The sequence below is a fragment of the Alphaproteobacteria bacterium genome (assembly GCA_030739735.1).
Taxonomy (GTDB): Bacteria; Pseudomonadota; Alphaproteobacteria; order UBA7887; family UBA7887; genus UBA7887.
Window position 1 is genome coordinate 65,578 of the sequence record JASLYQ010000004.1, and the last position, 13,298, is coordinate 78,875.

Annotated in this window: 8 protein-coding genes; 6 read left to right on the forward strand and 2 right to left on the reverse strand. The window is 60.4% G+C overall.

What is annotated here, in order from left to right; genetic code table 11:
• Positions 1–17: 17 nt before the first annotated feature.
• The 3 genes from QF629_03560 (at position 18) to QF629_03570 (ending at position 2,898) form a co-directional block, all read left to right on the forward strand.
• Positions 18–1,262 (forward strand): AMP-binding protein, encoded by a 1,245-nt coding sequence (locus QF629_03560; protein MDP6012614.1) that lies wholly within the window; start codon positions 18–20, stop codon positions 1,260–1,262.
• A gap of 252 nt (positions 1,263–1,514) precedes the next feature.
• A complete protein-coding gene (locus tag QF629_03565; protein MDP6012615.1) occupies positions 1,515–2,474 on the forward strand; it encodes a VOC family protein in 960 nt (319 codons plus the stop codon).
• A gap of 1 nt (position 2,475) precedes the next feature.
• Positions 2,476–2,898, forward strand: coding sequence for a VOC family protein (locus tag QF629_03570; GenBank protein ID MDP6012616.1), 423 nt, complete (start codon positions 2,476–2,478; stop codon positions 2,896–2,898).
• Positions 2,899–3,015: 117 nt separating this feature from the next.
• Here the strand turns inward: QF629_03570 and QF629_03575 are convergent, their stop codons facing one another.
• Entirely contained in the window at positions 3,016–3,993 is a 978-nt protein-coding gene (locus tag QF629_03575) for a nitronate monooxygenase family protein (GenBank protein MDP6012617.1), read from the reverse strand.
• A 325-nt stretch (positions 3,994–4,318) separates the two neighbouring features.
• Positions 4,319–5,851: an NAD(P)/FAD-dependent oxidoreductase gene (locus QF629_03580; GenBank protein MDP6012618.1), complete on the reverse strand. Its 1,533-nt coding sequence runs from the start codon at positions 5,849–5,851 to the stop codon at positions 4,319–4,321.
• Positions 5,852–6,284: 433 nt separating this feature from the next.
• Here QF629_03580 and gltB point away from each other — a divergent pair, with 433 nt between their 5' ends.
• From gltB to QF629_03595, 3 genes are read left to right on the forward strand one after another with little or no spacing between them, the layout of a single operon-like run.
• On the forward strand, positions 6,285–10,931 hold the full coding sequence (gene gltB, locus QF629_03585) for a glutamate synthase large subunit (GenBank protein ID MDP6012619.1): 4,647 nt from the start codon (positions 6,285–6,287) through the stop codon (positions 10,929–10,931).
• Between the two features lie 29 nt (positions 10,932–10,960).
• A complete protein-coding gene (locus QF629_03590; protein MDP6012620.1) occupies positions 10,961–12,412 on the forward strand; it encodes a glutamate synthase subunit beta in 1,452 nt (483 codons plus the stop codon).
• A gap of 18 nt (positions 12,413–12,430) precedes the next feature.
• Complete coding sequence (locus QF629_03595) at positions 12,431–13,297, forward strand: TauD/TfdA family dioxygenase (GenBank protein MDP6012621.1); 867 nt, start codon at positions 12,431–12,433, stop codon at positions 13,295–13,297.
• The last annotated feature ends 1 nt before the right edge of the window (position 13,298 follow it).

A 13,298-nucleotide genomic window follows, 5' to 3' on the forward strand; every position in this document is an offset into this window, starting at 1 on the left:
ATACAGGGGGGGTGAGCATGGCGGCGCGCGAATTTTACGACGATCTCGAGACCCGCGATCCAGAAGGTCGCGAGGCGGCACAATTTGCAGCTCTGCGCGAGCAGATGGCGGCGGCTAAGGCGGCGAGTCCAGCCTGGGCCAAGCTACATGACGGCATTGAGCCTGGTGATGTGACTTCGCGCGAGGCACTGGCGGCGCTGCCGGTGATACGCAAGTCGGCGCTCACCGAGCGCCAAGCGGTCGAGCCACCGCTCGGTGGCCTGACGACGCTGAGCCCCGGAGAGCTCGACTGGATCTTCTGCTCTCCGGGGCCGATCTTCGAGCCCGGCGTGCGCAGCGGCGACTACTGGCGCATGGGCCGCGCCCTATTTTCCGCTGGCTTTCGCGGCGGTGATATAGTCTACAACACTTTCGCCTACCATCTGACGCCTGCTGGCCACATGATGGAGACTGGTGCCGAGGCCTGCGGCTGTGCCGTGGTGCCCGGTGGCGTCGGCAATACAGAGCAGCAGGTGCAGGCGCTGGTCGGCCTCAAGCCTAATGCCTATGTTGGCACGCCGTCCTTTCTGCGTATTTTGCTCGAGCGCGCGGCCGAGGCCGGCCATGATGTCTCCTGCCTGACCAAGGCAGCGGTTGGTGGTGAGGCTCTGCCGCCATCGGTGCGTGCCGAGTTCCAGGAGTGCGGCATTGCCACCACGCAGTCCTACGGCACCGCCGATGTTGGCCTGATCGCCTATGAGAGCCCGATCCCCGAAGGCATGATCATAGACGAAGGCGTGATCGTGGAGATTGTCGAACCGCTCGGCAGTGCGCCCGTCGCCGAAGGCGAGGTCGGGGAGGTGGTGGTCACGGCGCTCAACCCGGTCTATCCGCTGACCCGCTTCGCCACTGGCGACCTTTCGGCGATCCTGCCGGGGCACAGTGCATGCGGACGCACCAATTCGCGCATCAAGGGCTGGATGGGTCGTGCCGACCAGACCACCAAGGTGCGTGGCATGTTCGTGCATCCCATGCAAGTGGCCCAGGTCGTCGGCCGCCATCCCGAGATTTCTCGCGCCCGTCTGGTGCTGCAAAATCCGGACAACCGCGACTGCATGACATTGCATTGCGAGTCCGCCAGCGACGGCGGCGAGCGTCTGTCCCAGGCTATCGCCGAGTCGATCCATGCCGTCTGCAAGCTACACGGTGACGTCATCTTCGTTAAGCCTGACAGTCTACCCGACGACGGCAAGCTCATCGACGATGAGCGGACCTGGGATTAGGGGGCCTAAAGTGCCGCAACCCGCCAGTTTGACGCGGAGGCCGCTAAGGCCGTCACTGCTATGCCGGACTCGCTCTGGCACCTCAGCTATCAGCATACTATATCTTGCACCCGTGCCGGGCAGCGACTCTGTTGCCATGTTGCGAGAGACTGGCCATAGCGAAAGCAAAGTTGCCGCCTTGCTCAGGAGCGGAGCGGCTCGGATCGGCTGGTCTATTCTCAAGCATTACCTGCCGCGCTAAGGGGTCATATTATGGAGCCACTTCGCGATATTGCCCATCTCGGTCATGTCGAACTACTGACGCCGAAGCCGAGCGAAAGTGAATGGTTTTTCTGTGAGGTTCTCGGTATGGCGAAGGTCCATGGCGAGGGCCAGTCGGTCTATCTGCGAGGCTACGGCGATTATGCAGCGACGACGCTGAAGTTGACTGAATCCGCTGCCGCCGGGCTCGGCCATGTTGCTTGGCGCACGCTCAGTCCGGAAGCGCTCGATCGGCGCGCTACCGCGATCGAGACGGCCGGTCTTGGCCTCGGCTGGTCGAACGGCGACTTCGGGCACGGCATGTGCTACCGCTTCGGCGATCCCGACGGCCATGAGATGGAAATCTATTACGACGAGCAGAGATACGAGGCGCCCGAGGGGCTGCGCTCGGCGCTGCGCAATCAGCCCATGCGCACCCCAAACCACGGCGTCGGTGTGCGCCGCAGCGACCATCTCGCCATCCTCTGCCGGGATGTTGGCGCCAACCGCGAGTTCGCGCAGGCTATGTTAGGTCTGCAACTGCGCGAGCAGGTGATCTACAACAACGGTGCCACCGAGATCGGCGCTTGGATGAGCTCATCGGCAACGCACCACGAGGTCGCCTATGTCACAGACGTCAAGGGTCTGAGAGGCCGGCTGCACCACTTCTCGCTCTGGGTGGATAGCCAGTCTGACGTGCTGCGCGCCGCCGACCTCTACATGGAGCACGGCATCCAGATAGAGGCGGGCCCGTCGCGGCACAACAATTCGCAGGGCTTCTACCTCTATGCCTTCGAGCCCGGCGGCAATCGTGTCGAAGTCTATACCAGTGGCTTCTTCGTCTTTGCTCCGGATTTTGAGCCCGTGGTCTGGAACGAGGAGACCCGCGGTGACGGTGTCTACTGGGGTGAGTCACTGCCCGAGAGCTTCCTCAATTACGCGACTCCCAACGAGACAGACAACGACGGCTGATATGCCTGTGCGCACCATCGACCACGTCGTCGTTATGGCAAGCGATATCGAGCGCTCGATCGCCTTCTATCGCGATACGCTCGGCGGCGAGACGCCGTTTGAGGTTGCCTTTCGCGCCGGCACCCTGAAGGTGATGCCAGTGCGCCTCGGTGGTGTCGTGGTCAATGTGCAAAGGCTCGACGAGCCCGCTTATATCGTTGCCAAGCGGCTGGAGGCTGGCACCGTCGACGTCTGCTTCCGCTGGGACGGTGACATTCAGAGCGCTATCGATTTCCTCGGCGAGCGCGGCGTCGCCATCATCGAAGGCCCCGTCCCCCGCCCCGCTGCCGACGGCACCTGGGGCACATCGGTCTACTTCCGTGACCCCGACGGCAACCTCCTTGAATTTCTCACTACCGACACGCCATCAGAAGCAATTTTCTGAAGCTTGGTCGCCCTCTTGTGGGCAACCAATGCCTCTATCGCCTTCCCCCCCTGCAAACCCCGCAAAGAGTTTGAGATAGAGGGCTTGGATCACCAATCACCCATGTTCACGAATCCACTAGGCGGCGATTATGTCCTTAAGGCGCTGGCGTATAAGCGCCTCGGCCTCTGACATGATGGTGTCAATGAGCTCCTGACAGGTCGGAATATCGTTTATCAGGCCTGCAACCATGCCGCAGGACCAGACGCCGGCATCCATGTCGCCGTTCATCATGACCTTCGGGTAGACGCCTGCGACCTCGGCCATGATGTCTGGAAACTTGATATCCTTGCCGAGTGCGGCTTCCTTTTCCAGTAGCCGCGTCGTGGCATCGCTCTTGAGTACGCGCTCGGTATTGCGCAGGGGGCGCATGACGAGCTCAGTATCGGTCTCGGACGCGGCGACGATGGCTTGCTTCACGTTCTCATGCACGGGCGCCTCCTGGGTGGCGATGAAGCGCGTGCCCATATTCATGCCGTCGGCGCCGAGCGCTAGCGCCGCCACAAGGCTGCGCGCATCCGCCATGCCGCCCGAGGCGATAAACGGCACGGTTAGTTCCTCCGCTGCACGTGGCAACAGGATCATGTTTGGGATATCGTCCTCACCGGGATGACCGCCGCACTCGAAGCCGTCGACCGAGATGGCGTCGCAGCCAATGCTCTCCGCCTTCAGGGAATGGCGAACGGTGGTGCACTTGTGAATGATCTTGACTCCCGCATCCTTGAGCCGCGGCAGATGGTCTTGGGGATTGCGGCCGGCGGTCTCGACGATCGTCACGCCTCCGTCGATGATGGCGTCTATATAGCCCGGATAGTCCGGCGCCTCGATCACCGGCAGGATGGTGAGGTTGACGCCGAAAGGCTTATCGGTCATGTCGTGGCAACGGGCGATCTCGTTGGCCAGATCGGCTGGCGTCTTCTGGGTTAAGCCGGTGATGATGCCGAGGCCGCCGGCGTTGGATACCGCCGCCGCGAGCTCGGCGAAGCCTACGTAATGCATGCCGCCCTGGATGATCGGATGCTCGATGCCAAACAGCTCGGTGATGCGCGTCTTCATGGCTTGAAATCCTAATTCTTGCGGTGGGTGCAGATGACGGCTCGTAGCATCTTCGTCGGGGGCCGGTCAATCAGCGTTAGGTTGACGTCAGGTAAGCCACGAAGTCCCCTGAGATAGGTTTTCTGGCTTGCCAGAGCGGGTTCTTCGCGCTGGGTGTCTTCGTATCAACTCTGCGGGCGGGGCTCGTTGCGGAGCTCTGACTCTTTGAATGGCCTGCAGGCTATTCTGACCTTATCAAGATCATCTATAATATCTATATCTTGCTCTTAATTGTCTAGAATATTATTTCTTAGGTTATCACGTGCATCATTGAAGTCGTTTCAGATTATGAATGCAGATCCTCGACCTTATGGCGGATAGTAATCTCAAGCGTCGGCTGCGTGAAATAGCGATAGACCAGCGTGCCGTCTTCCAAGTCGGCGCCTTCGATCAGATCTTTCTCGGTGTAGTAATTCTGGCTGAACGTCCAGGGCTCGCGGTCGCCCTGCTTTGGCATGATGTGCATCTTGCGTGTCAGGTAGCCGGCATTGAAATTTTCGGGGTCGATGAAGGGCAGCGCTGACATGTCGTGGTCTTCCTCGCGCAGCTCGGCCGTGACGACATCGGCACCGATCGCGTCCATATGCTTTAGCAGGCGGCAGACGAAGCCGCAGACTAGGTCGGCGCGCATCGTCCAGTTGGTGCGCAGGTAGCCGAATACCCAGGCCATGTTTGGTACGCCGCTGAAGAGAATCCCGTGGTGGCCGAAGCACTGCGAGAAATCAAGCGGCTCGCCGTCGATGACGAAGGGAATGTCGCCCAGTGCCGAGAGATTGAAGCCGGTTGCGGTCACGATGATGTCCGCTCGCAATTCCTTACCGGATTTCAGCAGAATGCCGCTTTCAGTAAAGGTCTCGATGTGGTCGGTCACGACTGAGGCCTTGCCGGCACGAATCCCTTTGAAGAGGTCACCATCTGGTACAACCGCGAGGCGCTGGCGCCAAGGCCGATAACTCGGATTGAAATGGGTGTCGACGTCATAGTCGGGGCCGAGATAGGCGCGCACGCCGTCCATCAGTTCCTTGCGTAGTGCCTCTGGCTCTTCGAAAGAGCGACGGGTAGTAGTCCGCTGCTCCAGCAGTACGCTGCGCCGCACGATTTCATGTGTCCATTCCTCGGGGATGTCGAGTTGGCGCATCATTTCCGCGACTTCGTTGACGTTGGGCTTGGGGTAGAAATAGGTGGGCGAGCGCTGCAGCATGGTGACATGCGCAGCCTTCTCGGTCATCGCCGGAATGAGGGTCGCGGCGGTTGCGCCTGAGCCGATTACAACAACGGTCTTGTCTTCGTAATCGAGGTCTTCTGGCCAGGTTTGCGGGTGCACGACCGGTCCCTGGAAGAGTTCTCTCCCGGGGAATTCTGGCGTATACCCTTCGTGGTGGTGATAGTATCCCTGACACATCCAAAGGAAGTTGCAGGTAAACTGCGCGGTCTTGCCACCCTCACCATGCCGCACGTCGAGCGTCCAGCAGCGATCCCCACTCGACCAGACTGCGGCGGTGACCGCATGCCGAAAGCGGATATGGCGGCGGATATCCTGCTCATCGAGCACCTCGTTGAGGTAGGCCAGGATCTCGGGCGCCGTGGCGATGGGTGGGCCTGACCAGGGCTTCCATTTGTAGCCGAAGGTATAAAGATCGCTATCCGAGCGAATGCCCGGAAATTTATGCGTCAGCCAAGTACCGCCGAAGCTTTCCTGGCTCTCCAACAGGGTAAAACGCCGCGCTGGGAAATGCTGTTGCAGGTGATAGGCGGCATCGATGCCGGAGATCCCGGCGCCGACGATCAGAATGTCGAAGTGTTCAGTAGAAGTCGTCACGGGTCTGCCTTTGGCTGCCTAGCTGACGCAAGCCTACACCATTGCAGAGGATGCGCATCATGTGGACTTGGAGCCCATCCCAATCGAATTGAATGCGCGTGCAGCCCCGTCGGTCCCTGTGGCGAGGTCCGGATTCCCCCGTGAAAACCAGGTTTAGAATGAGAGTTTACCGCAGTTTTGTGCGCTTTTTGAGCCAGAAGCTGCAAAATGTGCTTACCCTGTGCTAGCTTACGCGCTGGAGGAGACCTATCGGACGTCCGGGTGCTGGAAACGCGGGGCAGAATAAAAACCTTGCCGGTGGCCCTGGAGGTGTGCGCGAATTCCGAAATCGGAGAGATTTGCGCCCGGTGCTGGCTCACGATTATTGCGCGTCCTTTGTGACGGCGGATCTCCGCCGTCATGGGCGGCACCGACCAATGGAGACGGAACAGGAATGACGCCTGTGAGAGCACAAGGTCTGTACGACCCCATCAACGAGCATGATTCGTGCGGCGTCGGTTTCGTGGCCAATATCAAGGGCCGGCGCAGCCACGAGATCATCCGTGATGGGCTGCAGATCCTGCTCAACCTGGACCATCGCGGCGCCGTCGGGGCTGATCCCTTGGTTGGCGACGGGGCCGGGTGCCTGTTGCAGGTTCCCGACCGTCTGTTGCGCGACTGGGCGTCCTCCGAAGGACATGAACTGCCGCCGGAGGGCCATTACGGGGTGGCGATGTGCTTCCTGCCGGCCGATGACGATGCGCGCCAGATTGCGGTGGAGCATTTTGAATCGTTTGCCAAGGCGGAAGGGCAGAGCATTCTCGCCTGGCGCGCTGTGCCGCTCGATCTCGACGGCATCGGCGAGCGGGTCCTTGAATGCATGCCCGTCATCCGCCAGGCCATCGTCGTTCGCAGTGTCAAGTTGAAGGACCAGGATGCCTTCGAGCGCAAGCTCTTCACCATCCGTAAGCAGGCACTGAACAGTATCCGCACTCTCGCCGACACTTACGGCCGAGAGGCGCTGACCGAGTTTTACGTCGCCTCGTCCTCCTCGCGCACAATCGTATACAAGGGCCTGCTGCTGGCGCGCCAGGTCGGGACTTTCTATCGTGACCTGACAAATCCGCTAACCGAGTCGGCGTTGGCGCTCGTGCATCAGCGTTTCTCGACTAACACCTTCCCGTCCTGGCGCCTAGCCCATCCCTATCGGATGCTGGCGCATAACGGTGAGATCAACACCGTGCGCGGCAATGTCAATTGGATGGCCGCGCGGCGCCAATCCATGGCCTCCGATCTGATGGGGCCGGATCTCGACAAGATGTGGCCGCTGATTCCGCACGGTCAGAGCGATACGGCCTGTATTGACAATGCGCTCGAACTGTTGGTGGCGGGCGGCTACTCGTTGGCCCATGCGATGATGCTGCTGATCCCGGAGGCCTGGTCCGGTAACACGTTGATGGATCCAAAGCTGCGGGCCTTCTACGAGTATTATGCAGCTCTCATGGAGCCTTGGGACGGGCCCGCCGCGATTGCTTTTACCGACGGCCGCCAGATCGGTGCAACGCTCGACCGCAACGGCCTAAGGCCGGCGCGTTACGTGGTGACCGACGACGATCATGTCATCATGGCCTCGGAGGTCGGCGTGCTGTCGGTGCCGGAAGAGAGTATCGTGCACAAATGGCGCCTGCAGCCCGGCAAGATGCTGCTCATCGATTTCGACGAAGGGCGAATCATCTCAGACGACGAGATCAAGACCACATTCTCCGAAAAGCACCCCTACCAGGAGTGGCTCGACATCACCCAGTTCAAGCTGGAGGATCTCGACGAGAGGCCGCTATCCGAGCGTGATGCTAAGCGCAATGCCATCGACGATTTGCTGATCACCCAGCAAGGCTTCGGCTATACGCACGAGGACATCAGCGTCTTCCTTGAGCCGATGGCGCGCAGTGGCGAGGATCCGATTGGCTCGATGGGCGTGGACGTGCCCATCCCGGTGCTCTCGAATAAGGCCAAGCTGCTCTACAACTACTTCAAGCAGAATTTCGCTCAGGTCACCAATCCGCCGATTGATCCGATCCGCGAGCAGTTGGTGATGTCGTTGGTCTCCATGATCGGGCCGCGACCGAACCTGCTCGGTCATCATGCCGGCTCGCATATGCGCCTGGAAGTGTCTCAGCCGATTCTTACCGATGGCGACTTGGCGAAAATCCGTTCTATCTCCTCGCTGGTCGGTGAGGCCTTCCGCACCCACACCATCGACGCCACCTGGGCGGCGAGTAAGGGCGTGGACGGGCTTGGCCCGGCTGTCGAGAGAATCTGCGCCGAGGCGACCGAAGCGGTTCTCGGTGGCCACAACATACTCGTGCTGTCGGATCGCAAGATGTGCGAGAGCCGGGTGCCGATTCCGGCGTTGTTGGCCACCGCGGCTGTGCATCATCACCTGATCCGCCAAGGTCTGCGTACCTCGACGGGTCTGGTAGTCGAGACGGGCGAGGCGCGCGAGGTGCAGCATTTCTGTGTTCTCGCCGGCTATGGTGCTGAGGCGGTTAATCCCTATCTCGCCTTTGCCACGCTTGAGCAAATCCGTGTGCGCGAGGGTATGTCGCTGTCCAGCGAAGACGTGCGCCAGAACTACATCAAAGCCGTCGGTAAGGGCATCTTCAAGGTCATGTCTAAAATGGGCATCTCGACCTACCAGTCCTATTGTGGCGCGCAGATTTTCGATGCGGTCGGCTTGTCGTCGAAGTTCGTCGAAAAATATTTCACCGGCACGGCCTCGACCATCGAAGGGGCGAATGTCTCGGTTATTGCCGGCGAAGCGTTGGAGCGCCACCATGCCGCTTACGGCGATGACCCCATATATCACGACATGCTCGATGTGGGCGGCGATTACGCCTATCGCGTGCGCGGTGAGGATCATGCGTGGACGCCGCAGAGTGTTGCCGCACTGCAGCACGCGGTGCGCGGCAATATGTCTGAGCAATACCACGAGTTCGCACGCAGCATAAACGACCAGAGCGAGCGCCTACTGACTATTCGTGGACTTATGGAATTGCGCCGGGCAGAGCGGCCGCTGTCACTCGACGAGGTCGAGCCGGCCAGCGAAATCGTCCAGCGCTTTGCCACCGGCGCCATGAGCTTCGGCTCGATCAGCCGCGAAGCGCATACCAATCTCGCTATCGCCATGAACCGTATGGGTGGCAAGTCCAACACGGGCGAGGGGGGCGAGGAGGTCGATCGCTTCACGCCCATGGAGAACGGAGATTCTATGCGCTCGGCGATCAAGCAGGTGGCCTCGGGCCGCTTCGGCGTCACGATCGAGTATCTTGTCAATGCTGATGACATCCAGATCAAGATGGCCCAGGGCGCGAAACCCGGCGAGGGTGGTCAGCTGCCGGGCCATAAGGTAGATCTCAACATTGCCCGCGTGCGCCATTCGACGCCGGGTGTTGGTCTGATCTCACCGCCGCCCCATCATGACATCTATTCGATCGAGGATCTGGCGCAGCTCATCCACGATCTTAAGAATGCCAATCCCAAAGCCCGCATCTCGGTCAAGTTGGTCTCAGAAGTCGGTGTCGGCACCGTCGCTGCGGGCGTCAGCAAGGCTCGTGCGGACCATGTGACCATATCTGGCTATGAGGGCGGCACTGGCGCCAGCCCCGTCACTTCGCTTACCCATGCCGGCTCACCGTGGGAGATTGGGCTTGCCGAGACACAGCAGACCTTGGTGCTCAATGAACTTCGCGGGCGGATCGTCGTGCAAGCTGATGGCGGTTTGCGCACGGGCCGCGACGTTGTCGTCGGTGCCCTGCTCGGCGCCGACGAGTTCGGCTTCTCCACCGCGCCATTGATCGCGTCGGGCTGTGTGATGATGCGAAAGTGTCACCTGAACACCTGCCCGGTCGGCATCGCGACCCAGAATCCGGAGCTTCGTGCCAGGTTCAAGGGGCAGCCCGAGCATGTCATCAATTATTTCTTCTTCGTCGCCGAGGAAGTGCGAGAATTAATGGCCTGCATGGGCTTTCGCAGATTCAATGAGATGGTGGGACGGGTCGATCGTCTCGACATGCGCCGCGCCGTTGACCACTGGAAGGCGAGCGGAGTTGATCTCTCCCGTCTGCTTTATGAGGCGCCGGCGCGACCGGGCGTCGCCATCTACAATTGCGAGGCCCAGGACCACCATCTTGACCAGGCGCTGGACAAGGATCTAGTCGAGGTGGCGCAGCCGGCGCTGGTGGCGCGCAAGTCGGTGCGGATCGAGCGTGAGATCAGAAATGTGAACCGAACGGTTGGCACCATGCTCTCGGGAGAAGTTGCTAAGCGCTATGGCCATGCTGGTCTAGACGATAACACCATCGCCATCCAGCTAACCGGTACCGCGGGCCAGAGCTTCGGCGCCTTCCTCGCCCATGGCGTTAATATGACGTTATATGGCGATGCGAATGATTATGTTGGCAAGGGACTTTCTGGTGGCACACTCGTGGTGCGCCAGCCCAAGGAAGCGGAGCGCGAGCCGGTCGAAAATATAATTGTCGGCAATACCGTCCTTTATGGTGCCATCGCGGGCGAGGCCTATTTTGAGGGTGTTGCCGGCGAGCGTTTCGCGGTGCGCAACTCTGGCGCTATTGCTGTAGTTGAGGGTGTCGGTGATCATTGCTGCGAATATATGACAGGCGGCGTGGTCGTGGTGCTTGATAAGACGGGACGCAACTTTGCCGCCGGTATGTCGGGCGGCATCGCCTACGTCTACGATCCAGACAAACGTTTCGAGAGTGTCTGCAATACGGCGATGGTCGATCTCGAGCCGATTGCGCGCGCTGATCCCGCCGCCGCTGACGATCCCGACCGTCCGTTGCAGCACCCACAAGGGGTCGAGAATAATGGTATGGGTGACGTGCTGCGCTTCGATGCAGAGCGGCTGCGTCTGCTCATCGAGCGGCATCGTCTGTTCACCGGCAGCGAGCGGGCGCGCGAGCTGCTGGAGAACTGGGGCAACACGCTATCTCGCTTCGTCAAGGTCATGCCTAGGGATTACCGACGGGCGTTGCTTGCGATGAAAGAGGATGACGACGTGGCCGGCATTGCCGCTGCGGGATGATTCGCAGCGCCGGTCCGAAGGAATAGAATATGGGTAAGGTTACAGGATTCCTGGAATTCGAGCGCCACGATCGCGGCTACGAAGCGCTGGAATTTCGTATCCAGAACTGGAACGAGTTCGTCAAGCCTCTTCCCGATGAGGAGTTGGGGCGACAAGCGGCACGCTGCATGTCCTGTGGTATTCCATATTGTCATAATGGTTGCCCAGTCAATAATATGATTCCAGACTGGAACGATCTTGTCTATCGAGAGCAGCGAGCGACGGCGGTTACGGCGCTGCACTCGACAAATAATTTTCCTGAGTTCACGGGACGTGTCTGCCCGGCACCGTGCGAAGCGGCGTGCACACTGAATATCGAAGACACGCCAGTCACCATCAAGACGATCGAATGCTCGATCGTTGACCATGGCTGGCGCGAGGGGTTGATCAAGCCGCAGGCGCCGGAGGCGAAGACCGGTAAGAAGATTGCAGTGGTTGGCTCCGGTCCGGCCGGACTTGCCTGTTCACAGCAACTCGCCCGCGTTGGGCACGGCGTTACCCTGTTCGAGAAGAACGATCGCATCGGTGGCTTGCTGCGCTACGGTATCCCCGACTTCAAGCTGGAGAAGTGGCTGATCGACCGGCGCATCGAGCAGATGGCGGCCGAAGGTGTCACGTTTCGCACCGGTGTCGAAGTCGGTAAGGATGTTCCGACCTACTCCTTATTAAGAGATTTTGATGCGGTCACCCTGACCAGTGGGTCCGAGCATCCGCGTGACCTGCAGGTCGAGGGGCGCGATCTAGACGGCATCCATTTTGCTATGGAATTTCTCGTCCAGCAGAATAAGCGCGGCGCTGGAGACAGGGAGGACGTGGCGGCACCGAACGGCACACTGAGCGCCAAGGACAAGCATGTCGTGGTGATCGGTGGCGGCGATACGGGATCCGACTGCATCGGTACTTCGCGGCGCCAGGGCGCGAAATCTATCATCCAACTCGAGATCATGCCGCGACCACCGGAGAAGGAAGACAAGGCCATGACTTGGCCGGATTGGCCACTCAAGATGCGCACATCCTCGTCGCAGGAAGAGGGCGCTGAGCGCGACTGGTCCGTGGTCACCAAGCGCGCCGTTGGCACGAACGGTAAGGTCGAGGCGATAGAATGCGTGCGCGTTGAGTGGAGCAAGGATAACACCGGGCGCATGCAGATGGACGAGGTCGAGGGCAGTCAGTTCCGCCTCGAGGCGGATCTGGTGTTGTTGGCCATGGGTTTTCTCGGCCCATGCCAAACAGGCATGGTCAGCCAGTCCGGTGTGGCGCTTGACCAGTGCGGTAATGTGCGAGCTGACACGGTTGACTATCGCACCTCGGTGGAGAAGGTGTTTGCTGCTGGCGACACGCGCCGCGGCCAGTCACTCGTCGTCTGGGCGATCCACGAAGGCCGTCAATGTGCGCGCGCTGTCGACGAGTATCTGATGGGCGCGAGCAGCCTGCCACGCTGACCGGGGAGTGTCATCTTGGTGGCATGGTCGTTCGAGCCACTGCATAATGAGTTTGGCGCCCGTGTTTGGGGCATCGATCTCGGCGCGCCGCTCTCGGATGTGGCGGTGGCGAAGTTGCATGCGGCGGTCGACAAATACTCCTTCCTTTGCTTCTCGGGCCAGGACTTCGATGACGAGCGGCAGCTCGCGCTGACTCGGGCGCTGGGCGAACCGGAGCCCAATCACCTTAAACTCGGTCAACTCGGCGTGGTCGATTATTTTGGCACCATCGGCAATGTCGAGGACGATGGCACGGCGCTCGACAATGACCACATCAAGATAGTTCGCCTGACAGGCAACAATATGTGGCATTCGGATTCGTCATTCCGCTCCGTGCCTAGCTATGTCTCGATCATGGGCGTCTACGAAGTGCCATCCGAAGGCGGCGAGACGCTGTTCGTTAGCGCGCGGGCGGCCTACGCACGGCTCGGCGAGGACAAGAAGCGCGCTATCGACACGCTGCATGCGATCCACGACTATGTCTTTTCGCGCAGCAAGGTTGGGCCCGACGCGGTAACTCCGTCGCATGCCGCTTCCGTACCGCCGGTGGAGCAGAAGCTGGTGCGCAGCAATCCGCGCCACGGCCATAAGAATTACTATGTTGGCTCCCACGCCAAGACCATTGTTGGCTGGTCTGAGGCGAACAGTCGCGCCCTGCTCGATGATCTGCTGGCGCGGGCGACCGGAGAAGAGCACATCCTCACCCACGCCTGGCTACCCGGCGAAGTGGTCATCTGGGACAACCGTTGTCTGCTGCATCGCGGCAGCGGCTATGACGCGGATACTCAGCGCCGTTTGATGCGCCAGACCCGTGTCACCGGCGCCTGCAACACCCTGAAAGAGTGAT

Bases quoted from the DNA above. Each gene is read 5' to 3' on its own strand.
- QF629_03570 (MDP6012616.1), top strand. From the start codon at position 2,476: ATGCCTGTGCGCACCATCGACCACGTCGTCGTTATGGCAAGCGATATC.
- QF629_03575 (MDP6012617.1), bottom strand. From the start codon at position 3,993: ATGAAGACGCGCATCACCGAGCTGTTTGGCATCGAGCATCCGATCATC.
- QF629_03565 (MDP6012615.1), top strand. From the start codon at position 1,515: ATGGAGCCACTTCGCGATATTGCCCATCTCGGTCATGTCGAACTACTG.
- QF629_03590 (MDP6012620.1), top strand. From the start codon at position 10,961: ATGGGTAAGGTTACAGGATTCCTGGAATTCGAGCGCCACGATCGCGGC.
- gltB (MDP6012619.1), top strand. From the start codon at position 6,285: ATGACGCCTGTGAGAGCACAAGGTCTGTACGACCCCATCAACGAGCAT.
- QF629_03560 (MDP6012614.1), top strand. From the start codon at position 18: ATGGCGGCGCGCGAATTTTACGACGATCTCGAGACCCGCGATCCAGAA.